At 74.3% G+C, this 22,654-nt stretch carries 20 protein-coding genes and 1 pseudogene; 7 read left to right on the forward strand and 14 right to left on the reverse strand.

Features of this window, described 5'->3' with window-relative positions; all coding sequences use genetic code 11:
• Positions 1–150 (reverse strand): annotated as a pseudogene (locus ACWDD9_RS40790) (ABC transporter ATP-binding protein); the annotation flags it as partial.
• 213 nt (positions 151–363) lie between these two features.
• On the reverse strand, positions 364–2,490 hold the full coding sequence (locus tag ACWDD9_RS40795) for a restriction endonuclease (RefSeq protein ID WP_449814402.1): 2,127 nt from the start codon (positions 2,488–2,490) through the stop codon (positions 364–366).
• Between the two features lie 307 nt (positions 2,491–2,797).
• Here ACWDD9_RS40795 and ACWDD9_RS40800 point away from each other — a divergent pair, with 307 nt between their 5' ends.
• Positions 2,798–3,760 (forward strand): DUF2797 domain-containing protein, encoded by a 963-nt coding sequence (locus ACWDD9_RS40800; RefSeq protein ID WP_449814403.1) that lies wholly within the window; start codon positions 2,798–2,800, stop codon positions 3,758–3,760.
• 252 nt (positions 3,761–4,012) lie between these two features.
• Here ACWDD9_RS40800 and ACWDD9_RS40805 read toward each other — a convergent pair whose 3' ends face one another.
• The 6 genes from ACWDD9_RS40805 to ACWDD9_RS40830 all read right to left on the reverse strand — a co-directional run bounded on the left by ACWDD9_RS40805 (position 4,013) and on the right by ACWDD9_RS40830 (position 9,304).
• Entirely contained in the window at positions 4,013–4,381 is a 369-nt protein-coding gene (locus tag ACWDD9_RS40805) for a hypothetical protein (RefSeq protein ID WP_449814404.1), read from the reverse strand.
• Positions 4,378–5,067: a DUF6232 family protein gene (locus tag ACWDD9_RS40810; RefSeq protein WP_449814405.1), complete on the reverse strand. Its 690-nt coding sequence runs from the start codon at positions 5,065–5,067 to the stop codon at positions 4,378–4,380. Before ACWDD9_RS40810 ends, ACWDD9_RS40805 begins: the two co-directional genes overlap by 4 nt.
• A gap of 144 nt (positions 5,068–5,211) precedes the next feature.
• A complete protein-coding gene (locus ACWDD9_RS40815) occupies positions 5,212–5,517 on the reverse strand; it encodes a hypothetical protein (RefSeq protein ID WP_449814406.1) in 306 nt (101 codons plus the stop codon).
• A gap of 339 nt (positions 5,518–5,856) precedes the next feature.
• Positions 5,857–6,594: a succinate dehydrogenase/fumarate reductase iron-sulfur subunit gene (locus ACWDD9_RS40820; protein WP_049652719.1), complete on the reverse strand. Its 738-nt coding sequence runs from the start codon at positions 6,592–6,594 to the stop codon at positions 5,857–5,859.
• Entirely contained in the window at positions 6,591–8,534 is a 1,944-nt protein-coding gene (locus tag ACWDD9_RS40825; protein WP_449814424.1) for a fumarate reductase/succinate dehydrogenase flavoprotein subunit, read from the reverse strand. Before ACWDD9_RS40825 ends, ACWDD9_RS40820 begins: the two co-directional genes overlap by 4 nt.
• A 65-nt stretch (positions 8,535–8,599) precedes the next feature.
• Positions 8,600–9,304: a succinate dehydrogenase cytochrome b subunit gene (locus ACWDD9_RS40830; protein WP_049652714.1), complete on the reverse strand. Its 705-nt coding sequence runs from the start codon at positions 9,302–9,304 to the stop codon at positions 8,600–8,602.
• A gap of 96 nt (positions 9,305–9,400) precedes the next feature.
• Here ACWDD9_RS40830 and ACWDD9_RS40835 point away from each other — a divergent pair, with 96 nt between their 5' ends.
• Entirely contained in the window at positions 9,401–10,324 is a 924-nt protein-coding gene (locus tag ACWDD9_RS40835; RefSeq protein WP_449814407.1) for a LysR family transcriptional regulator, read from the forward strand.
• 28 nt (positions 10,325–10,352) lie between these two features.
• On the opposite strand, the gene ACWDD9_RS40840 is transcribed toward ACWDD9_RS40835, so the two are convergent.
• From ACWDD9_RS40840 to gcl, 4 genes are all read right to left on the reverse strand, one after another.
• A complete protein-coding gene (locus ACWDD9_RS40840) occupies positions 10,353–11,621 on the reverse strand; it encodes a metallophosphoesterase (protein ID WP_449814425.1) in 1,269 nt (422 codons plus the stop codon).
• A gap of 164 nt (positions 11,622–11,785) precedes the next feature.
• Positions 11,786–12,991: a hypothetical protein gene (locus tag ACWDD9_RS40845; RefSeq protein ID WP_449814408.1), complete on the reverse strand. Its 1,206-nt coding sequence runs from the start codon at positions 12,989–12,991 to the stop codon at positions 11,786–11,788.
• A gap of 148 nt (positions 12,992–13,139) precedes the next feature.
• Positions 13,140–13,628, reverse strand: a complete 489-nt coding sequence (locus ACWDD9_RS40850) for a glutathione peroxidase (protein ID WP_049652707.1) — start codon at positions 13,626–13,628, stop codon at positions 13,140–13,142.
• 218 nt (positions 13,629–13,846) lie between these two features.
• Positions 13,847–15,628 carry a glyoxylate carboligase gene (gene gcl / locus ACWDD9_RS40855; RefSeq protein WP_449814409.1) on the reverse strand — a complete coding sequence of 594 codons (1,782 nt, stop codon included), beginning with the start codon at positions 15,626–15,628 and terminating at the stop codon, positions 13,847–13,849.
• A 752-nt stretch (positions 15,629–16,380) separates the two neighbouring features.
• On the opposite strand from gcl, the gene ACWDD9_RS40860 reads away from it, so the two are divergent.
• Together ACWDD9_RS40860 and ACWDD9_RS40865 are read left to right on the forward strand one after the other, a co-directional pair.
• Positions 16,381–17,862: a SulP family inorganic anion transporter gene (locus ACWDD9_RS40860; protein ID WP_449814426.1), complete on the forward strand. Its 1,482-nt coding sequence runs from the start codon at positions 16,381–16,383 to the stop codon at positions 17,860–17,862.
• Between the two features lie 114 nt (positions 17,863–17,976).
• Positions 17,977–18,288: an MTH1187 family thiamine-binding protein gene (locus ACWDD9_RS40865; protein WP_449814410.1), complete on the forward strand. Its 312-nt coding sequence runs from the start codon at positions 17,977–17,979 to the stop codon at positions 18,286–18,288.
• Positions 18,289–18,306: 18 nt separating this feature from the next.
• Here ACWDD9_RS40865 and ACWDD9_RS40870 read toward each other — a convergent pair whose 3' ends face one another.
• Complete coding sequence (locus ACWDD9_RS40870) at positions 18,307–18,780, reverse strand: DoxX family protein (protein ID WP_049652696.1); 474 nt, start codon at positions 18,778–18,780, stop codon at positions 18,307–18,309.
• 154 nt (positions 18,781–18,934) lie between these two features.
• On the opposite strand from ACWDD9_RS40870, the gene ACWDD9_RS40875 reads away from it, so the two are divergent.
• From ACWDD9_RS40875 to ACWDD9_RS40885, 3 genes are all read left to right on the forward strand, one after another.
• On the forward strand, positions 18,935–19,513 hold the full coding sequence (locus ACWDD9_RS40875; protein ID WP_074003635.1) for a TetR/AcrR family transcriptional regulator: 579 nt from the start codon (positions 18,935–18,937) through the stop codon (positions 19,511–19,513).
• A 77-nt stretch (positions 19,514–19,590) separates the two neighbouring features.
• Positions 19,591–21,021 (forward strand): MFS transporter, encoded by a 1,431-nt coding sequence (locus tag ACWDD9_RS40880; RefSeq protein ID WP_449814411.1) that lies wholly within the window; start codon positions 19,591–19,593, stop codon positions 21,019–21,021.
• A complete protein-coding gene (locus tag ACWDD9_RS40885) occupies positions 21,018–21,779 on the forward strand; it encodes an SDR family NAD(P)-dependent oxidoreductase (RefSeq protein WP_449814412.1) in 762 nt (253 codons plus the stop codon). The genes ACWDD9_RS40880 and ACWDD9_RS40885 overlap by 4 nt, the downstream gene beginning before the upstream one ends.
• 59 nt (positions 21,780–21,838) lie before the next feature.
• On the opposite strand, the gene ACWDD9_RS40890 is transcribed toward ACWDD9_RS40885, so the two are convergent.
• Complete coding sequence (locus ACWDD9_RS40890) at positions 21,839–22,525, reverse strand: SMI1/KNR4 family protein (RefSeq protein ID WP_449814413.1); 687 nt, start codon at positions 22,523–22,525, stop codon at positions 21,839–21,841.
• Positions 22,526–22,654 lie beyond the last annotated feature (129 nt).

Here is a 22,654-nt window from a genome sequence, read left to right on the forward strand (position 1 = left end):
CATGATGGCGGTGAACTCGCCCTGGGGGAACACGACGCTGACGTTGTCGAGGGCGACGACGCGGGTCTCCCCCTCCCCGTAGACCTTGTTCAGGCTGGTGGCTCGGGCGGCCGCGCGGCCGGTGTGGACGGCGGTTGCGGGGAACGTCACGTGGACTCCTCGGGCTGATTAACGGAATGTTTAACTCCGTAACATCATCCCAAGCTGTTCGAATGCGATTCGTATGCCACGCGGAGGGTCGGCCCCCGCCGACCCGGCGGGACGGCGGGGGGCCTTCTCCTCCTCAGGTATGACGCCGGACCCTGAGGACCAAGGGCCCCGGCAGGCTCCGGACGGTTCCGGAAGGGGCCGGGGCCCGGCCGACTACTCGACCGCCACGCCGAAGGCCGCCGCCAGCCCGGCCAGGCCGTTCGTCACCGCCCGCCCGGACGGGCTGAACTCCCAGCCGCCGGAGGCCCGGCGGAACGCCCCGAGCAGCATCGCGCTGTCCGGCACCCCGCCGGTCGGGCCCGCCCAGGCGTCCGGTCCGCCGGCGCCCGGCCCGTACGCGGCGGCGAGCGCCAGCCCGTGCACGTAGCCGAGCGGCAGCGCCGGGTGGTCCTCCTCCTCGGTGGAGACGGCGACCACCACCTCCTCGACGGCGGCTGGCAGCCGGTGCAGGTCCAGGGCCAGCCGGGCCGCCCGGGTCGGCTCGCCCGGCACCGAGCGGGTCGGGTGCAGCCGCACGGCGCCGTCCGGGTCCTGCGGGCTGTTGAAGAACACGAAGTGCTCGTCGCTCAGCACCCGGCCGCCGGCGCACAGGAAGGCGGTGACGTCCAGCTCCACCGCGTCCCCGCCGGCCGTCCGGCTCTGCCAGCTCACCGTGAGGGCGGTCTCGCGCGCCTCCTCGGACCGGTCGTTCGCGGCGGCCGAGGCGGCGGCGGAGGAGCCGTCGCCGCCGAGCCGCCCGCGCAGGCCCTGCTCGGCGAGCAGGGCGACCAGCTCCGGGCCGCTCACCAGGGCCAGCGGCTTGCCCTCGATGTAGCTGTACGAGCCGCGGCCGAAGCCCGCGGTGGTGACCAGGATGCCCTTGATCGCACCGTGGTGGCGGACGGTCGACTCCAGGTCGCGCACCGCCGTCGGCGGGACGGTCTTCTTGTAGCGCTTCGCCTGGATCACGATCGTGCCGCCGGTCACCGGGTCCAGGTCCTCGGCCACCACGTCCACCCCGACGTCGCCGCTGCGGGCCGTGGTCATCACCCGGAAGCCGCGCAGCCGGAACAGCTCGGCGATCAGCTCCTCGAAGTCCAGCGGGTCCATCTCGAACAGGTCCGGCTCGTCCTCGCCGCCGTGCCCGGCCAGGCTCCCGCCGACGCTCTCCGGCCGCCGGTCCGGCCGCACCTCGTCCAGCCGCTCCGGGCGCGCCGACAGCCGGCCGCCCAGGCCCTGGAAGCACTCCACCGGGTCCACCCGGTCCAGCGCCAGGGCGGCGAAGCCCGCCCGGGTGGCGGTCAGCGTGGAGAGGAAGCGCTCGGCCTCCCGGCCGGTCGCCGGGTCGATGCCGAGCACGAAGCCGTTCAGCACCACCGAGTCCAGCAGCCCGTCCCGGTCCGCCCGGAACAGCTCCACCGCCACCCGCAGCGCCGACTGCGCCAGCACCTCCCGGTACAGCGCCTTGCGCTCCGTCGCCGGGCGGGCCACCTCGGCCTCGCGGTCGTCCGACTTCACGTACCGCACCCGGCCGGCGGCCGGCACCACGTCCGGCCCGGGCAGCTCCCAGTCCACCACCAGCTGCCGGCTCCCGGCGTCGAACGCCGCCGCCAGCCGGTGCGGGAAGCCCTCCGGCCAGGCCGCCGAGGCGTACAGACCGGCCGTGAAGTACTCCTGCACCGCCTCCGGCTCGCCCGCCCGCAGCCGGCGCAGCAGCTCCTCGGTCCGGGCGGCCAGCTCCTCCTGCTGCCGGCGGGACTGCTCGACCCCGGCCAGGTACTCCTGGTGGTACGCGGCCAGCCGGTGCTGCCGGTCCACCTCCCGGGCCTGCGCGGCGTACCAGTCCTGCTCGAACCGGGCCCGGGCCTGGGCCAGGTACTGCTCGTACTGCTGCCGCACCCCCGGGTTGCGGGCCTGCACCGGGTCCGGCGGCGGCACGAAGTACCGGGCCGAGGACTGGTCCGGCATCGGCACCGGCTCGCCCAGCGGCCCCGGATCGAACGGCGGCACCGCCCGCGGCGCCAGCAGGGCCTGCGGGCCGAAGGCCGGCGCGGCCAGCCCGGCGGCCAGCAGCCCCCGCAACTCCTCGACCCGGGCGTCCAGTTCGGCCGTCCGCCGGGCCACCTCCGCCTCCCGCGACTGCTGGTAGGCGCGCTGCGCCTCACGCTCGCCGCGGGCCGCCGCCTTCTGCACCTCCCGCTGCTCCCGCTCCCGGCGGCGCTGCTCCGCCGCCTCGGCGCGCCACCGGGCCTCCTCCCGGCGCTGCTGCTGTCGCTGCGCCTCCGCCCAGATCGCCAGCACCCCGCTGCTCCGCCGCCCCGACACCGTCCGCCCACCCCATTCGCCTCGCGCCCGATGCGGCCGCCGCGGCACCGCCTCCCGACCGCGCCGCCGACCGCGCCCGCCACAATAGAACGTGAACACCCCGCCCGGCCAAGCGCCGGTGACCTGCGGGGCTTTCGGGCGGGGAGGAGGGGCCGGCCGCCACGGACCTGACGCCCTGTCGAGGGGGCCGGCGGGCGGGGTGGCAGGGGCGTGGCCCCGCCGGGCCGCCCGGCCTGTCGGTGGCACCGGGTAGTCTCGTCGGCTACCGACGGCCAGGAGAAACGTGACGATCCCCCCGCAGCCCCCGCAGCCCCCGCAGCCCCCCGAGCACCGGGCCCGCCCCGCCGGCTGGGTCTCCACCGGCCTGAGCTGGCGGGACGGCCGCGCCGTGCTCGGGGCCGCGCGCGGCGCGCAGGTGCACGAGCGCGCCGTGGCGCCGGGGGTGGAGGTCGGCTGGCTGCTGGGCGGCCCGCGCCGCTGCGTGGGGGCCTGGCTGGCCGGGGCGACGGAGCGCACGCCCTGCCCGCACCACGCGGTGATCGACCCGGGCGGCGGCGCGACGCAGTGCCCGGCCTGCCAGAGCGTGGACCGCGGCCTCGCCCTCGCCCGGGACCAGATCCTCGACGACGGCCGCACCTACCTGCTCTACCTCGCCTGGTTCGGCGAGGGCCTGCTCAAGGTCGGCCTGACCGCCGAGCAGCGCGGCGACAGCCGGCTGCTCGAACAGGGCGCGCTGGCCTACGCGTTCACCGCCCGCGGCGCCCTGCCGGCGGTCCGGCGCGCCGAACTCACCGTCGCCGCCTCGGGTCTGGCCCGCGAGCGGTACAAGTCCCGGATCAAGACCGAGCAGTGGTGGTCGCACGGCGACGTCCCGTACCGCCGTACGGTGCTCGGCGACGCCCGCGCCCGGGCGCACCGGCTGCTGGACGGCCACGCAGTGGAGCTGCTCGCCGACCGGCCGGTGGTCGACCACGTCGAGCGCTACGGGCTGGCCGGCGGCGCCCCGGAGGCGTACCGGGAGATCGCCGGGCTGGCCGACGGCGCGGTGCTCGCGGGCCGGCTCCGCGCGCCGGTGGGCCGGCACCTCTTCCTGGACCAGACGGACGGCTCCGGACCGCTGCTGCTGGACAGCCGGCTGCTCACCGGCTGGACGCTCAGCCCGGTCACCGGCCGCGGGTCCGAGGGCCTGGTCCTCCAGGAGCGTCTGCGCCCGCCGGAGCCGGACACCCAGGAGGCGCTGTTCTGAGACCGCCAATGACCGCTCCGACCAGCGTGGTTGCGTAATAAAACCGCAAGGCCTAGCCTCAGCCTTGCGGTTTTAAGTTGCTACCACCTTGGAGCGAGCCCGACCATGATCGCCGCCCACGAGACCTTCGACGGCACCTTCCCGTACCGGCCGCACTTCAGCACCGCCGCCGGCTTCCGCCAGCACTACGTGGACGAGGGGTACCGCGTAGGCCGGCGCCCGCCCGCGAGTGGGCGGGCGCCGGCCGGTCGGTCAGCCGCTGAGCAGGGCCAGGAGCTGGTTCGCCAGGCCCAGCGCGGGCGCGGCGGCCTCGCCGACGCTCTGGGCCAGGCCGGCCAGCAGCAGCAGGGTGTTGCGCCGGCTCCTCGGCTCCTCGGCGGCGGGGCTGGTCAGCACCGGCAGGGCCTCGGCGAGGCTCCGCCGGTCCGCCTCGTGGAGCCGCCCGTCCCGGGCCAGCTCGGTGACCACGGTGGCGAGCCGCGCGAACAGCGCGGCGACCTCCGGCGGCAGGGCCTGGTCGCCGACCGCCCCGTTGTTGTGCTGGATGCCGACGTTGCCGCTGCCGCCGTGGATGGTGACCCGGTCGCCGTACTGGACGTCCGGACGCTCGTTGTCGTTCACTTGCTGACTCCCGTGTTCCCCTGGCCGCCGTAGATGTTGACGCTGTCGCCGAACTGGTACTGCCGCAGGTCCACGCTGATGGTCTGGACGATCTGCTGGAACTCGGCCTGCGGGTTCTCGATCGCGCGGGTGATGGTGGCCTGCAGCTCGAACGCCGGCTCCGCGGTGAGCCAGGCCAGCACCGCGGTCGGCGGGCCGGCCGTGTCCACGGCCAGCACGTACAGGTCGGGCCGGCGCAGCACCGGCCAGGTGAAGATCAGGAAGTAGAGCGCCACGAGGATCATCGCGACGAGGAACAGCGTGCCGGACCCGGAGCCCGAGGACGATCCGTCGGTGGCCTGCGCGATCACGAGCACCGGCAGGAAGACGACCAGGCCGAAGGCGAGCAGCCGCAGGAGCGCGCGGCGCCGGCCGGGCACGATCAGGGAGGTGCCGACCCGGGCCACGTTGGCGAGCGGGTACGCGGCCTGCCCGATCCAGAGGATGCGGTTGGTGACCGCGACGCGGGTGGTGGTCGGGGTGCCGGCGGGACCGCTCGTGAAGGCCGGCGGCGGGGTGGTGGGCGGCGGCGGCCCGAACGGGGCTGGTGTCGGCGGCCCGCCGGGCGGAGGCGGCGGAACGAACGGGAAGGAGCCGGTCTGTCCGGCCCGGGTCGAATCGGAAGGATCGGTCGGCTGCATGGCCATGTCCCCCAAGGCTGTCGTGCGAGGGAGGACAATGTGCCAGCACGTCCCGGGTCCGCACAAGTTCATTGTCGTGGCGGATAACTGACGCACCGTCGGTTCGTGTGCCCCGGCCCTGGTCCCGCCGACCCGTCGTCCCGCGGGCCGTCAGCCCAGCTTGCCGCGCAGCACGCCGGGGCCGGAGCGGGCCCGGCGGGACCGCGGCGGGCGGGACGGGCGGACGTCGGGGCGGGCGGGCTGCTCGGCCGCCTCCGCGGCCCGCCGGGCCAGTGCGGCCCGGGCGGCGGCCAGCGCGACCCGGGCGAGCAGCGGGTCCTCCCGGACGCCGGCCGCGCGCTTGGCGCTCTGGCAGGCGGTGCACCAGATCGGCGAGGCCGGCCCGTCCGGGTACACCATCTCCTCGGGCGGCAGGTAGTGCCCACCGCACTCGACGCATTCGAAGACGAACCTCATCCGACGATCACCGTTCCGGATCCGTGGCACCGGCCGCAGGGCGACCAGAAGGTGTGGACACTGGGCACCATGCTTCCTTCCTCGTCCAGTTCGACCGTGGCCTCGGTCTTCTGGGTCCCCCCGGACCCGCCGCAACCGGAACAGGACTGAACCTCGGGCATATGCCGTCCTTCCGTAGCGGACACCACCGTAGCGCGATTCCCCGTCAGGAAGCACGGCCCCGGGCGATCCACCACCCGTACGGGTAGCGCGAACCGCCGCCGCACGCCCGTCGGACAAACAGCGTCGGCCCCTCGCCTGAGCACCAGAGCGAGGGGCCGACCGTCGTTGGGGGAGTCGTCAGCCGCGGGCGGCCCGCAGGAACTCCCGGTTCATCGCCGCGATGCTGGGCAGCGGGATGCCCTTGGGACAGGCGGTGGCGCACTCACCGGTGTTGGTGCAGCCGCCGAAGCCCTCGGCGTCCATGGCCGAGACCATGTCCCGTACCCGGGCGGCCCGTTCCGGCGCGCCCTGCGGCAGCACGTTGAGGTGCACCACCTTGGCGGAGGTGAAGAGCATCGCCGAGCCGTTCGGGCAGGCCGCCACGCAGGCGCCGCAGCCGATGCACTCGGCGTGCTCGAAGGCGGTGTCGGCGGTCTCCTTGGGGACGGGCGTGGCGTGCGCCTCGGGGGCGCTGCCGGTGGGGGCGGTGATGTAGCCGCCGGAGCCGATGATCCGGTCGAAGGCCGAGCGGTCCACCACCAGGTCCTTGACCACCGGGAACGCCGCCGCCCGCCAGGGCTCGACGTCGATGGTGTCGCCGTCCTGGAAGTGCCGCATGTGCAGCTGGCAGGTGGTGGTGCGCTCGGGGCCGTGCGCCTGGCCGTTGATGACCATGCCGCAGGCGCCGCAGATGCCCTCACGGCAGTCGTGGTCGAAGGCGACGGGCTGGTCGCCGCGGGTGATCAGCTCCTCGTTGAGGGTGTCCAGCATCTCCAGGAAGGACATGTCCGGGCTGATCCCGCCGACCCGGTAGGTGGTCATCGAGCCGGGTGCGTCCGGGCCCGCCTGGCGCCAGATGCGCAGGGTGAGGTTCATGCGTAGCTCCGCTGGGTGGGGTGGACGTACTCGAAGTCGAGTTCCTCGCGGTGGAGGACGGGTGCCGCGCCGGTGCCGGTGAACTCCCAGGCGGCGGCGTAGGAGTAGTCCTCGTCGCGGCGGGCGGCCTCGCCGTCGGGGGTCTGGCTCTCGGTGCGGAAGTGGCCGCCGCAGGACTCGGCGCGGTGCAGCGCGTCCAGGCACATCAGCTCGGCCAGTTCGAAGTAGTCGACCAGCCGGTTGGCCTTCTCCAGCGACTGGTTGAGCTCCTGCCCGGTGCCCGGCACCTTGATCCGGCGCCAGAACTCCTCGCGCAGCAGCGGGATCCGCTCCAGCGCCCGGCGCAGTCCAGCCTCGTCGCGGGCCATCCCGCACTCGTCCCAGAGCAGTTCGCCGAGTTCGCGGTGGAAGGAGTCCGGGGTGCGGTCGCCGTCCACCGCGAGGATCAGGTTGAGCCGGTCCTCGACCTCGGCCTCCACCTCGGCGAGCACCGGGTGGTCGGCGGGCACGGCCGGCAGCGGTTGGCGGGCCAGGTAGTCGTTGATGGTGGGCGGTAGCACGAAGTAGCCGTCGGCCAGGCCCTGCATCAGGGCGCTGGCGCCGAGCCGGTTGGCGCCGTGGTCGGAGAAGTTGGCCTCCCCGATCGCGAACAGGCCCGGGACGGTGGTCTGCAGGTCGTAGTCGACCCAGAGCCCGCCCATCGTGTAGTGGATCGCCGGGTAGATCCGCATCGGCACCCGGTACGGGTCCTCGGCGGTGATCCGCTCGTACATCTCGAAGAGGTTGCCGTACTTGGCCTCGACGGCGTCCCGGCCCAGCCGGCGGATCGCGTCGGCGAAGTCCAGGTAGACGCCCTGGCCGCCGGGGCCGATGCCGCGGCCCTCGTCGCAGACGTTCTTGGCGGCCCGGGAGGCGATGTCGCGCGGCACCAGGTTGCCGAAGGAGGGGTAGATCCGCTCCAGGTAGTAGTCCCGCTCCTCCTCCGGGATCTGCCCGGGCGGCCGGTTGTCGCCCTTCGCCTTGGGCACCCAGATCCGGCCGTCGTTGCGCAGCGACTCGCTCATCAGGGTGAGCTTGGACTGGTGGTCGCCCGAGCGCGGGATGCAGGTCGGGTGGATCTGGGTGAAGCACGGGTTGGCGAAGTACGCGCCGCGCCGGTGCGCCCGCCAGATCGCGGTGGCGTTGGAGTTCTTGGCGTTGGTGGAGAGGTAGAAGACGTTGCCGTAGCCGCCGCTGGCGAGCACCACGGCGTCCGCGGTGTAGGAGCGGATCTCGCCGGTGACGAGGTCCCGGGCGACGATGCCGCGGGCCCGGCCGTCGACCACCAGCAGGTCGAGCATCTCGGTGCGCGGGTGCAGCTCCACGTTCCCGGCGGCGACCTGCCGGGAGAGCGCCTGGTAGGCGCCGAGCAGCAGCTGCTGGCCGGTCTGGCCGCGGGCGTAGAAGGTCCGGGAGACCTGGACGCCGCCGAACGACCGGGTGTCCAGCAGGCCGCCGTACTCGCGGGCGAAGGGCACGCCCTGGGCCACGCACTGGTCGATGATCTCCACCGACACCTGGGCCAGCCGGTGCACGTTGGACTCGCGGGCCCGGAAGTCGCCGCCCTTGACGGTGTCGTAGAACAGCCGGCGGACCGAGTCGCCGTCGTTGCGGTAGTTCTTGGCCGCGTTGATGCCGCCCTGGGCGGCGATCGAGTGGGCGCGCCGGGGGGAGTCCTGGAAGCAGAACTGGACCACGTGGTAGCCCTGTTCGGCCAGGGTGGCGCCGGCCGCGCCGCCGGCCAGGCCGGTGCCGACCACGATCACGGTGTGCTTGCGCCGGTTGGCCGGGTTGACCAGCTTGGCGTCGAACCGCCGCTGGTCCCAGCGCTGTTCGATCGGCCCGGCGGGGGCCTTGGCGTCGGCGACCGGCTCGCCGAGGGTGTACTCCAGGTAGCTCATGTCACCACTGCTCACTTCGCCGCTCCGGTCAGCACTGCTCACTTCACGCCTCGGGCCACCACTGCTCACTTCACGACTCCGGTCATCACGGCCACGGGGACGGACAGGAAGCCGGCGGTCAGCACCAGCGCCAGGCCGTTCGCGACCAGCTTGAGCGCCCGGTCGCGGCGGGCGTTGTTGGCGCCGAGGGTCTGCGCGGCGCTCCAGAACCCGTGCCGGATGTGCAGGCCGACGGCCAGCATCGCGACGACGTAGAACACGTCGACGTACCAGCGGCCGAAGGAGGCCACGATGTTCTGGTACGTCTGGCCGTGATCGGTGCCCGGGTTCACGGTCAGCGTGGTGAGGTCGAGGATGTGCCAGACGATGAACAGCGCCAGGATCACCCCGCCCCAGCGCATGGTCCGCGTCGCGTAGCTCGCGCGGCGGCGCTTGTGCACGTACCGGCTCGGGCGGGCCGCGAGGTCGCGGCGGCTGAGCTGGTACGCGGAGACGCCGTGCAGCACCACGGCGGCCAGCAGGCCCGCCCGGGCGATCCACAGGAACCACTCGTGGCCCAGGAAGGGCTGTCCGATGGTGCGCAGCCAGGCCGCGTAGCCGTTGATGTCGTCCGGGCCGAAGAACACCTTGAGGTTGCCCAGCATGTGCGCGACCAGGTACAGCAGCATGGCCAGTCCGGTGACGGCCATGACCGCCTTCTTGCCGACGGTCGACCGCCACAGGGTCGCCAGGGTGGACGGATGCCGGGCCGTCCGAGTCGCGGTTGTCATGGCAGCAACGGTAGGGACGGCGGCGAGGGTACGTCCAAGACATGATGCGGCTCGTGACGATAGGCATGGACTATCGGTGCGGCCTATCCTGGCCCTGTGCAGCTCCAGCAACTCCGCTACTTCCTGGCCGTCGCCGAGACCCGGCACTTCACCCGGGCCGCCGAGGCGGCACACGTCGCGCAGCCGTCACTCTCGCAACAGATCCGGGCCCTGGAACGGGAGTTGGGCGCGGAGCTGTTCCACCGCACCCGGGGCAACATCGCGCTCACGGACGCCGGGGACGCCCTGCTGCCGCTGGCCCGGCGCATCCTCGCGGACACCGAGACCGCCCGGCTGGCCGTGCAGGAGACGGTGCAGCTGCGCCGCGGCCGGGTCCGGCTGGGCGCACCGCCGAGCCTGTGCACCAGCCTGGTGCCGGACGTGCTGCGGGTCTTCCGGGACCGCTACCCGGGGGTGGCGCTGGTGGTCCGCGAGGGCGGCTCGCGCGACCTGGTCGGCTGGCTGGCGGCGGGGGAGCTGGACCTCGCGCTGACCATCACCCGGCCGAGCGGCGAGCAGGAGCCCGCGCTGGCGGTCACCGAACTGCTGCACGAGGAGCTGGTGCTGGTCGCGGCCGGGCGGCCGGCCCGGCGCAAGGTCCGGGTGACGGAGCTGAAGAGCCGGCCGCTGGTGATGTTCCGGGAGGGCTACGACGTCCGCGAGGCGACCCTGGCGGCCTGCCGGGCGGCCGGGTTCGAGCCGGAGTTCGCGGTGGAGGGCGGTGAGATGGACGCGGTGCTGGGCTTCGTCCGGGCCGGGATCGGGCCCGCCGTCGTCCCCGGCATGGTGGCCGCCCGCTCCGGCCTCGCGGTGACGGCCTTCGCCGGGCCCGGACTGGGCCGCACCATCGCCGTCGCCCACGGCCACGAGGTGCCGCTCACCCGCGCGGCGGAGGCGCTGCGGGACACCCTGCTGGCGCACCTGCGCGACGCCGCCCGGGACGGCGAACTGCCGCCGGGGACGCGGCTGTTGCTGCCGTGAGCCCCGGTCCAAGCCTTTCAGCGGTCGGTCACGCGGTGGGCGACGGACCGCCCGCGCGCAGCGTGAGCAGGGTGATCTCGCTCGGGGCGAAGACCCGGAACGGCGGGCCCCAGAAGCCGGTGCCGCGGCTGGTGTAGAGCTGGGTCCGCTCCCCGTGCCGGCTCAGGCCGTGCACCACCGGCTGGTCGATCCGGACGAGGAGGTTGAACGGCCAGATCTGGCCGCCGTGGGTGTGCCCGGAGACCTGCAGGTCGATGCCGGCGGCAGCGGCCTGCGGGACGTACTTGGGCTGGTGGGCGACGAGCAGGACCGGCAGGGCCGGGTCCGCCCCCGCCAGCGCGCCGACCAGGTTCGCGCGGTGTCCGGCCAGGCCGGAGGACTCCGCGGTCACGTCGTCCACCCCGGCGAGCACGAGGGCGTCCCCGCCGCGCTCCACCACGACGTGGCGGTTGTGCAGCGGCTCCCAGCCCAGGTCCGCCATCCGGTCCAGCCAGCCCTGGGCCTCGCTGCCGTACTCGTGGTTCCCCGTGACGTAGACCTTGGCCAGCCGGGACCGGACCGTCCCGAGCGGCGCGGACTGCTCTCGGCGCTGGGCGGGGGTGCCGTCGGCGATGTCGCCGGCGTGGACCAGGACGTCCGCGTCGAGCGCGTTGACCGCCTCGGCGACCCGCGCCGACCAGTCCGCCCGGTCGATCGGCCCGTAGTGGGTGTCGGCCAGCACCACGACCCTGGTCCCGTCCAGGCCGGCGCCGAGCCGCGGGAGGTGCATGTCCACCCGCTTCACCCGGGGCACGCGCATCGCCTCGTGGTGCCCCCAGCCCAGCAGCCCGGCCGAGACCACGGCGACGGCCACGGCCACGGCCCTGGCCCGGTCGGTGCCGCCGACGTCGAGCCCGGCCAGCAGCAGGTCCACCGAGCCGCCCAGCGCCGACCAGGTGAACAGCACCCAGACCACCCCGAGGCTGGTGTCCGCGACGCGGGCGGCCCGGTCGCTGCGCCGCCGCCCGTGGCCCGCGACCATCAGGAAGGGGAAGGAGACCATCCAGGCCGCGAGGACGACCGTGCCGGCCAGGAGGACCGGGAACGGCCAGTCGGCGCCGGAGGCGAACAGGGTCCACCAGGGCGGGAGGCAGAGGAGGACGAGGACGAGCACCAGGACCGCCAGCCGTCGGACCAGGGAACGCCGACGCCCCGCGCCCCCGCCCGGGGGCTCCGTGCCCGCCTCGGGCCGGTCGGCGGCCGCGACGGTCTCCGGACCCTCGCGGTCCGCCGACCGGTGTCCCGACTCCAGCCCCATGGATTCGCCTGCTGTCACCGTGTCGCCCTCACATCCGCCGCCGTGCCCCTGCTCCCCATCATCCGGCAGACCGTCGCCGACGGTCCCGCCCGGGGGCCGTCGTCGACCGGGCCGTGCGCCACGGGGCCCCGGCGAGTCGTTCCCGCCGGCCCCGAGCCAGGGGCTCAGCCGCCGCCGTAGGTGGACTGGGTGACCGCGAAGACGTTGCGTCCGCCCGTGGTCTCCTGCAGCGACCACAGCAGGTCGGGGCCGGTGGCGTCCTCCCAGTAGGAGAGGCTCTCGCCGCCGCCCACCCAGGCGAAGGTCGAGGGGCCCGCGGTCGGGGTCCAGTAGTAGAGCTTCTTCTGCCCCGAGGAGTTGAACCACCACCGGCCGTTGTGGGAGGCCACGCCGTTGAGGTTGTACCAGGGCAGTTGGAGGGCCTGGCTTGCGGTCGTCGTCGCGGCGAAGGTCGTCGCCCCTGCGGCGAACGGGAAGCGGACGGCCCTCGGCGGGCGGTTCGGGTAGTCGACGCAGTCCGCCTGGCAGGTGTACTCCGTCATCACGATCGACTTGCTGACCCGGTCGAGGGAGACCGACGACCACACCAGCTTGGCTCCGGAGGCGGTCTGCGCGGTGACCGTGCCGATCTGGGGCAGCACGTAGGCGTAGTTGTGGGCGTAGTAGGCGCCTCCGGGCTGGCGGCCGATCTGGTCGGCGGTGCCGCCGGTGTCGGTGTTGAGGATCTTGCGCAGGTCGAAGACGCGCATGCCGCGGCCGGTGTCGGCGACGTAGAGGTGGTCGCCGTACCAGGAGACGCCGCCGGCGTGGATCGGGACGTCCTTGAAGTCCGGCGCGGCCGCGGTGCCGGTCGGTTCCACCAGGAGGATCTTGCGGTAGGTGTCGGGGTAGGTGGCGTCCCAGTCGACCAGGGTGATCCGGCTGCGCTGCTGGGCGCCGCCGCAGCCGTCCTTGGTGTACCAGCTCACCAGCACGAGCTGGTGGCCGTCGTAGTTGCCGCTGTTCGCGGTCCCCACGGCGTCCCGGCTCGTGGTGATGCCCTGGGGGAAGCTCTGGCAGTCGGAGTCGTCGCCGTCGTCGAACCGGAAGCCGGTGGTCAGGCCGGCCACGGAGAAGGACGCGGGGAGCGCCTGCCGGTCGTGGTTCGCGTGCTCCATCACCGTGTGCACGGCGGAGGTCCCGAGCGTCGTGGCGAGCGCCGAGTCGAGGGTGTCGTACTGGTGGTAGTCGGAGGTGAGGGTGTAGTCGGACGCGGTCAGGGCCGTCGGCGCCGCGGCGGCCGCCGCCGGCGAGGCACCGGCCGGTGTGCCGGTGACGAGCAGGCCGGCCGCGAGCAGCGCCCTTGCCGCTGTTCTGACGTGACGGATCATCAGGGTGGGCCCTCCGTGGGCGATGGATCAACGGGGGCACACACGGTAGGGGCGCTTGGGCATGTCCGCAACACCCCGAGGGGGGCCTTGCGTGCGCGCACGACGGAGGCCCGGGGCCGCGGGCCCCGGGCCTCCGCGGTGCGTGTGGTCAGGCCGGCAGGACGGCCTCGAGCGCGGCGACCAGCTCCGGCGACTCCGGCTCGACGGGCGGGCGCAGGCGCGCGACGACGGTGCCGTCCGGGGAGAGCAGGAACTTCTCGAAGTTCCAGGCGATGTCCCCGGCCTGGCCCTCGGCGTCGGCGACCTCGGTGAGCTTGGCGTACAGCGGGTGGCGGTCCTCGCCGTTGACGTCGATCTTCTCGAACAGCGGGAAGGTCACGCCGTAGGTGGTGGAGCAGAAGGTGCGGATCTCCTCGGCGCTGCCGGGCTCCTGTCCGGCGAACTGGTTGCAGGGGAAGCCCAGCACGGTGAACCCGCGCCCGGCGTACCGCTGCTGGAGCCGCTCCAGGCCCTCGTACTGCGGGGTCAGACCGCACTTGGACGCGACGTTGACGATCAGCAGCGCCTTGCCCTTGTGGTCGGCCAGCGAGGTGGCCGCGCCGTCGAGGGTGCGCAGCGGGATGTCGTACAGGCTCACGGGGGTGGTCCTTTCGGGAAGTCGTCGGGCCGGGCCTCTTCGTGGGCCACGGTAGCGGCCGTCACCTGGTCAACTGCGGTCGGCGTGCCGATGTTCCGGGCGCGGGGGCGGGTGGGGGCGTGCGGAGCGGCTCGCCCGCCCCCACCCGCCCGGCGCGGACGACCGGCGCGTACGGCCGGTGCGTGCGACCGGCGTGCGCGACCGGTGCGTGCGCCGCGTTACGGCACCAGCGGCCGGATCGCCGTCGGGGCGTGCTCGGGGAGGGTGGCCAACTCCTCGAACTCGTTGACCTTGTCGATGTCGGCGGCGGCCATCGAGATGTTGGTGACCCGCTCCAGGATCGCCTCGACCACGACCGGGACGCGGAGCTCGGCGGCCAGCTTCTTGGCCTCCTCGAAGGCGGGCAGCAGGCCCTCCGGCTCGGTGACCCGGATCGCCTTGCAGCCCAGGCCCTCGACGACCTTGACGTGGTCCACGCCGTAGACGCCCAGCTCCGGCGCGTTGACGTTCTCGAACTCCAGGTTGACCTGGTAGTCGATGTCGAAGGCGCGCTGCGCCTGGCGGATCAGGCCCAGGTAGGAGTTGTTCACCAGCACGTGGACGTACGGGATGCGGTGCTGGGCGCCGACCGCCAGCTCCTCGATCATGAACTGGAAGTCGTAGTCGCCGGAGAGCGCGACCACCTGCCCTCCCGGGTCGGCGGTGGCGACGCCCAGCGCGGCCGGGATGGTCCAGCCGAGCGGGCCGGCCTGGCCGCAGTTGATCCAGTGCCGCGGCCGGTAGACGTGCAGCAGCTGCGCGCCGGCGATCTGGGAGAGGCCGATGGTGGTGACGTAGCGGGTCTCCGGGCCGAACGCCCGGTTCATCTCCTCGTACACGCGCTGCGGCTTGAGCGGCACGTCGTCGAAGTGGGTGCGGCGCTGGAGCCGGGCCCTGCGCTCCTGGGCGGCGGCGGCCCAGGCGGTGCGGTCCTTGAGCGTGCCGGCGTCCCGCAGTTCGCGCGCCACCTCGACGAACAGCTCCAGCGCGGCCCCGGCGTCGGAGGCGATGCCGAGGTCCGGGGCGAAGATCCGGCCGAGCTGGGTGGGCTCGACGTCGACGTGGACGAAGGTGCGGCCCGCGGTGTAGACGTCCAGGCCGCCGGTGTGGCGGTTGGCCCAGCGGTTGCCGATGCCGAGGACGAAGTCGGAGGCGAGGAAGGTCTCGTTGCCGTAGCGGTGCGAGGTCTGGAGGCCGACCAGGCCGGCGTTGAGCGCGTGGTCGTCCGGGATGACGCCCCAGCCCATCAGGGTGGGGACCACCGGGACGCCGGTGAGTTCGGCGAACTCCCGCAGCAGCTCGGCGGCGTCGGCGTTGATGACGCCGCCGCCCGCGACGATCAGCGGGCGCTCGGACCGCTGGAGCAGTGCGACCGCCTTCTCGATCTGGACGCGGTTGGCGGCCGGCTTGTAGACCGGCAGCGGCTGGTAGGCCTCCGGGTCGAAGTCGATCTCGGTCAGCTGGACGTCGATCGGCAGGTCGATCAGGACCGGGCCGGGGCGCCCGGAGCGCATCAGGTGGAAGGCCTGCTGGAACACGCCGGGGACCTGCGCGGCCTCCAGCACGGTGGTGGCGGCCTTGGTGACGGGCCCCGCGATCGAGGCGATGTCGACGGCCTGGAAGTCCTCCTTGTGCAGCCGGGCGACGGGCGCCTGGCCGGTGATGCAGAGGATCGGGACGGAGTCGGCGATCGCCGAGTACAGGCCGGTGATCATGTCGGTGCCGGCCGGCCCCGAGGTGCCGACGCAGACCCCGATGTTGCCGGCCCTGGCGCGGGTGTAGCCCTCGGCCATGTGGGAGGCGCCCTCGACGTGCCGGGCCAGCGTGTGCCCGATCCCGCCGGCGGCCTTGAGCGCGGCGTAGAACGGGTTGATGGCCGCGCCCGGCACGCCGAACGCGACCTCAACGCCTTCGAGCTTGAGGATCTCCACGGCCGCGCGGGCGGCTGTCATACGAGGCATCGGATCTCTCCTGCGTCGGCCCGCAGTGGCTCGGAGGGCTCATCTCCTGAATTCCACCATACGGAAGAACGGTTTCTGTATGTGGAAACACGGTAGGGCGGGGCTCGTCGGGGCGTCAAGGGGACTTCAACAGAATGTGGAAGGCGCTGGGCGGACCGTCGGGCGGCGGGGATTCGCACGCCAGGACGGCGATCGCGCTGGTGTGCCCGGGGAAGCGGACGCTCCGCGCCGGGAAGAGCGGCCGGTGTGCAGTGGCGGTGAAGGGACGGTGCCTGCTGTGGGCCCGCCCCGCCGGGCTGGGTACCGTCGGTGCCACGCCGGGCCCGTGACGTCCAACTGAGGCCGCGGCAGGGGGGGGTTTGGGAGCACCGCGGAGCGGGGGAACTCCGCCGGTGGCCCCGTCCAGGACCAGCGCGCCCGGTCCGCCGCACCCGAGCGAGGGACGCACCCCCCCGGCCGCACCGACCCGACACCCGCCGCCGCGCTCTGGTCCGCCCGGACCCGCGGCCGTACCGCTGTCGCCGCTCTTTCCCCCTGCCCTCCCGTTCCCCGCTCCTCCTCCTGCTCCCCGCCCTTGCAACGGCGCGCCCGCTGCGGCGGACGCGCGGAAGGAACGTCCCCATGCGCTGCTGCACCCCTGCCCGGTCCCTGGCGGTGACCGGGTGAACCCGCCGCCCCACCGGAGCGACAGCCCGCCGGGCCGCCTCCGCAAGCACGGCCCGCCGGGCCGGCCCCGCACCCCGGCCGCCGTCCTGCGCGCCGTTCCCTGGCGCCACGACCTGCCGGCCTCGCTGGTGGTGTTCCTGGTCGCCCTCCCGCTCTGCGTCGGCGTGGCCGTCGCCTCCGGCGTCCCGGCCGAACTCGGGCTGGTCACCGGTATCGTCGGCGGCCTGGTGGCCGGCCTGCTGCCCGGCAGCAGCCTCCAGGTCAGCGGGCCCGCCGCCGGACTGACCGTCCTGGTCGCCGACGCCGTCCAGCGCTTCGGCGTCGGCGCGCTCGGCCTGCTGGTGCTCGGCACCGGCCTGCTCCAGCTGGCGATGGGCGCCCTGCGGCTCGGCCGCTGGTTCCGGGCGATGTCCGCCTCGGTGGTGCACGGCATGCTGGCCGGCATCGGACTGACCCTGGTGTTCGGCCAGCTCTACGCGCTCGCCGACCGCCGCGCCCCCGCCACCGGGCCGGAGAAGATCGCCGGACTGCCCGGCCTGCTGGGCGACGTGCTGACCGCCGCGGCCAACCCGGGCGCCGTCGCCCTCGGCCTCGGCACCCTGCTGGTCCTGGTCGCCTGGAAGTACCTGCCGGAACGGGCCGCCCGTGCCGTCCCCGCCCCGCTGGCCGCCGTCGGCCTGGCCGCCGCCGTCACCGCGGCCGCCGACCTGCCGGTGGCCCGCGTCCACGTGGCCGGGCTGCTCGACGTGGTGCACCTGCCCGGCCGCGACGCCCTGACCGCCCTGGCCGGCCCCGCCGGGATCGGCACGGTCGTCGCCTTCACCCTGATCGCCTCCGCCGAGACGCTGTTCAGCGCCGCCGCCGTCGACCGGATGCACCACGGCCCGCGCACCGACTACGACCGCGAGCTCACCGCCCAGGGCATCGGCAACACCGTCTGCGGGCTGCTCGGCGCGCTGCCGATGACCGCGGTGATCGTGCGCAGCGCGACCAACGTCCAGGCCGGCGCGCGCACCAAGGCCTCGCGGGTCCTGCACGGCGGCTGGCTGCTGGTGTTCACCGCGCTGCTGCCCGGCGCGCTCGGGCTCGTCCCGCTCACCGCGCTGGCCGCCGTCCTGGTGCACGCCGGCGCCAAGCTGGTGCCGGTGCGCCGGATCGTCGCGCTCTGCCGCGGGCACCTGGGCGAGGCGGTGGTGCTGGTGGTCACGACCGTCGCGATCATCGCCACCGACCTGTTCGAGGGGGTGCTGATCGGCGTCGGCCTGGCGGTGGCCAAGTCGGCCTGGCAGACCTCGCACCTGCACATCGCGGTCGAGGAGCAGGAGCAGCCGGCCGGGCAGCCGCTGCACCGGGTGCGGCTGAGCGGCAACGCCACCTTCCTGCGGCTGCCCCGGCTGCTGGACACCCTGGAACGGCTGCCGGGGGACCGGCCGGTGGAACTGGACTGGTCGGGGCTGCGCCACCTGGACCACGCCTGCACGGTGGCGCTGGTCTCCTGGGCCGACCAGCACCGGGCCCGCTCCACCGCCCCGCTGGCCGTCGAACCGCCGCTGCCTTCGGTGGCTTGAGGTCCGGTCCGGTCGGGGGACGTCCAGCCCGGTCGCGGGACGTCTAGCCTGGTCGCGGTCCGGGTGCAGGCCCGGGCCGCGACCGGTGCCGTCGACCACAAGGAGCGCAGAGCCGTGATCGCAGCCTTTTCGGTGACCCCGCTGGGGATCGGCGAGGACGTGGGGGAGGCGGTGGCCGCCGCCGTCCGGGTGGTCCGGGAGAGCGGTCTCCCGAACCGCACGGACGCGATGTTCACCAGCATCGAGGGGGAGTGGGACGAGGTGATGCCGGCGATCAGGGCGGCGATCGAGGCGGTGAAGGCGTACGGCAACCGGGTGAGCACGGTCATCAAGATCGACGACCGGGCCGGGGTCACCGACGGCCTCACCGCCAAGGTCGCCTCGGTCGAGCGACACCTGGCGGCGGGCGGTCCGTCGGACCGTTGACCGGCCCCGGGCGGTGCGTCAGACCGCCGACGTCGGCCGGACCGCCGGTTCGGCCGACGCCGCCAGGGGCCGGCGGGTGAGCAGGCGGTCCACGGCGTACGGGCCGGAGCCGAGCGCCGCGATGGCCAGGAAGGCCCAGCAGAACAGCACCGAGGGCTCGCCCCCGTTCTGCAGCGGCAGCAGCGCGTGCTCCTGGTGGACGGTGAAGTAGGCGTAGGCCATCGAGCCGGAGCAGAGCAGGGCGGCCACCCTGGTGCCGGCGCCGAGCAGCACCAGGACGCCGCCGACCAGCTGGATCAGCGCGGCCCACCAGCCGGGCCACTGGCCGAGCGGGACGGTGCCGCCGCCCTTGGCGCCGCCGAGCACGCCGAACAGCGAGGCGGCGCCGTGGCAGGCGAAGAGCAGGCCGACGACGATCCGGAACGCCGTCAGCACGACGGGTCTGACGGCGTCGGCGGTCTGCCGGGAGTGGGCGGGACGGGGTGTGGACATGCGAAGCGCCTCCTGTGGGGGAAGGAGGTGGATGTGGGAGCGGTAAGGGTAGCCATGGTCTAGTCCACTTGGCAATGCTCCGTCAGAGATCAGGTCTGGACCACTGATCGCTCTTTCTTGACCGACCGATCCAGAAAGGGCTACTGTTCCCGGCGTGGCGCGAACGAAGGAATTCGACCCGGACGCGGCGCTGCAGGCGGCCCTGGAGCTGTTCTGGCAGCGCGGCTACGAGGCCACCTCGATGGCCGACCTGGTCGAGCGGCTCGGCATCGCCCGGGCCAGTCTCTACGCGACCTTCGGCAGCAAGCGCGAGCTGTACCTGCGGGCGCTGGAGCGCTACTGCGAGCAGAGCGACTCGGCACGGCTGGACGACCTGTCCCAGCCGGGTCCGGCGCTGCCGGCGGTCCGCGCGCTGGTCCGCCAGTACGCGACGGCGGAGGAGGGGGAGCGGCGGCTCGGCTGCTTCGTCACCAACACGGCGGTGGAGCTGGCCCCGCACGACCCGGCCGCGTCCCGCCGGGTGGAGGCGAGCTTCGACCGCCTGGAGACGCTGCTCGCCGCCGCCCTGGCGCGGGCCGCCGCGCAGGGCGAACTGCCCGCCGGGCGGGACCCGCGGGCGCTCGCCAGGATGCTGGTGGTGCTGCTCCAGGGCATCCGGGTGGTGGGCAAGACCGCCGACGGCGCGCCCCTGGCGCGGGACGCCGCCGAACAGGCGCTGGCACTGCTGGACTGACACCCGGCCGGCTCGGGCCGGGTCTTCTGCTGGGCTCATACTGGACCGAACGGTCTACATAGGAGGGAGGATTTTACATGCCTGTCATCGCTACCGGCCGGTACGGCTTCGCGCTGCTCGGCGTCGTCCAGGCGGTGCTGATCTTCACGATCATGATCCTGACCGTGCCGCTGCCGCTGGTGGCACGGGAGTTGGGGCTCGGCCCGTCCGGGGTGCTGCTGCTCAGCGCCGCCTACGGCCTCTCCTTCAGCTCCCTGCTGCTGCTCGGCGGACGGCTGACGGACCGTCATGGCGGGCGCCCGGTGCTCCGCGCCGGCCTGGTGCTGCTCGCCGCCGCCTCGATCGCCTGCGCTCTCGCGCCCGGCTACCCCGTCCTGCTGGCGAGCCGCTTCGTACAGGGTGCGGGCGCGGCCCTCACCGCCCCGGCGGCGGTCGCCGTGGTCCGGGTGCTGCACCCCGAACCGGCCGCCTACCGGCGGGCGATGGCCACCTGGGGCGGCCTGTCGGTGCTCGGCGCCACCGTCGGCAGCGTGGTCTCGGGCGCGGTCGCCGCCGCGGTCTCCTGGCGCTGGCTGTTCGCGGTGCCCGTCGTGGTCGCCCTGGCCGGGCTCGCCCGATCCGGATCCCTGCCCGCCGCCCTGCCCGCAGCCCCTGGTCATGCCCCCGCCGTCCGCCGACCGGCCCTCGACCTGCCCGGCGCCGCCCTCGCCACCGCCGGTGTCTGCGCGGCGAGTTACGCCCTGGTGGCCTCCACCGAGCAGGGCTGGCGCAGCCCCGGGACGTACGGTCCGCTGGCCGCCGGACTCGCCCTGCTGCTCGCGTTCGCCGCCGTCGAGCGCCGCACCGCCGACCCGCTGCTGCCACCCGGCTTCCTCGCCGACCGGCGCCGCGCCACCGCGCTCGCCGCCGTCATGGCCACCGCCGCCGGCACCGCGCTCACCTTCGTCCTGCTCTCGCTCTACCTCCAGCAGCTGCGCGGCTGGAGCGCCGCGGCCACCTCCGCCGCCTTCGTGCCGTACGCGGTGGTCCTGCTGCTCTCCGGCCGACTGGCCGGCCCGCTGACCGTCCGGTACGGACCGGTGGCGGTCACCGCCGGCGGCCTCGCCGTGGCGGCCGCCGGACTCGGCCTGCTGGCCGGGCTCGCCCCCGGCAGCGGCTACGCCTCCGGCCTGCTGCCCGGACTGCTCCTGCTGCCCGCCGGCGCCGCCGCGGCCTTCGCCGGGGCGGCCGTGCTCGCCACCGGCGGGGTGCCGCCCGAGCGCACCGGGCTGGCCGCCGGAGTGTTCAACACGGCGATGGAACTCGGCCCCACGGCCGGACTGGCCGCCCTGATGGCGCTCGCCGCCACCCGCCCGAGCGTCGTCGGCGGCTACGCCGCGGCCTTCGCGGCGGCCGCGGCGGGGCTGGCGATCACCGCCGTCGCGGTCGCCGTCCTGTCCCGCGCCACCCCTACCACCAGCACCACTGCACCCGAACACACCACCCGGATCAAGGAGTTCACCTCATGAGCACGCGTTTCGCCGACAAGTCCGTCCTGGTCACCGGCGCGGGCAGCGGCATCGGCCGGGCCATCGCGCTCGCCTTCGCCCGCGAGGGCGCCCGGGTCGCGGTCGCCGGCCGCACCGCCGGACCGCTCGCCGAGACCGTCGAGCTGATCGAGCGGGCCGGCGGCAAGGCGGCGGCGCTCACCGGCGACGTGACGAACGCCCGGGACGCCGCCCGGCTGGTCGGTGAGACCGTCGAGCTGTTCGGCGGCCTGGACGTCGCCGTCAACAACGCCGGGGTGTTCGGCGCCGCCGGCCCGGTCGCCGACATCGACGAGGCCGAGTGGCAGCGGGTGTTCGGCATCAACGTCACCGGCACCCTGCTCGCCATGCAGCCGCAGATCGCCCACATGCGGGCCCACGGCGGCGGCGCGATCGTCAACGTCTCGTCCAACCTGGGCGCCCACAAGCGGCTCGCGGGCGTCGGGGCCTACGCCGCCAGCAAGGCCGCGGTCACCGTGCTGACCAGGGCCGCCGCCCTCGACCACATCGCCGAGGGCGTGCGGATCAACACCGTCAGCCCCGGCCCGGTGGACACCCCGATGTCCTCCCGGCCGGGCGAGGACGCCGCGACCAAGGCCGGGCGGATGAAGGCCGAGGTCCCGGTCGGCCGGGCCGGGGCGACGGAGGAGGTGGCCGCCGCGGTGCTGTACCTGGCCTCGGACGAGGCGGGCTACACCGTCGGCAGCGACCTCGTCCTGGACGGCGGCTCCTCGGCCTGACCGCCCGATCGCGTGACCGCCCGGCCGCCTGACCGTTCGATCGCGTCATCCCCGCCGGGCTACTCGTCCGGCGACTCCCCGGGCACCACCCCGTAGAACGCGTCCAGCGCCTGCGGGGTGCGTGCCCGGACCACCACCCAGGCCTCCTCGGCCACCCCGACCAGCACCTCCGGGCCCTGGTACCAGCGGAAGTGGCGGCCGAGCGCCGGCAACTCGCCCAGACCGTCCGGCAGTTCCTCGTCCCAGTCGAGGAAGTCGGTCAGCTCGTGGTCCTCCAGCAGCTTCTCCATCAGCGCCATCGCCGCGGCCGTCGCCGAGAAGCGCTCGTCCCAGGGCTCCCACCGCTCCTGCGCCTTGTCCGCCAGGTCGGGCCGGAACACCGTCGGCGGGTCCTCCCGGTCGAGGCCGTCCAACGGCACGCCCCAGTGCGCGCAGCCCTGGTTCTCGGCCCGGAACACCAGGGCGCCGTCCAGCACGTGCAGCTCGTCCGGTGTCAGCAGCACGTCCTGGTTGCTGGTCAGGTCCGCCCGGCGGCCGAACAGCCGGTACGCCTCGCGCAGCGCCACCGGCAGCCGCAGGCCCAGCCGCCGCTCGGCGGCGTCCAGCTCCGCGTCCGTGAAGCCGTCGCCGGGCCCCAGCGGCTCGCCCCAGTACGCGGCGAAGCCCCTGACGAGTGCCCAGGCGCCCGCGCGGGAGCGCACACTTTCGGCCATTGCGGCCGGGATGTCGAATTCCGTTTCGTCCACCCGCGCACCGTACGCCACCCCTCCGACAGCGCGGTGGACCGCCCAACTGCCCGTCTGCCGCCGGTTCGCCGCCCGTCCGGGCACGACCGGCCGGATCTGACGCGAACGCGTAATCCCCGCGACACCCGT

The sequence above is a fragment of the Kitasatospora sp. NPDC001119 genome, from assembly GCF_053598475.1.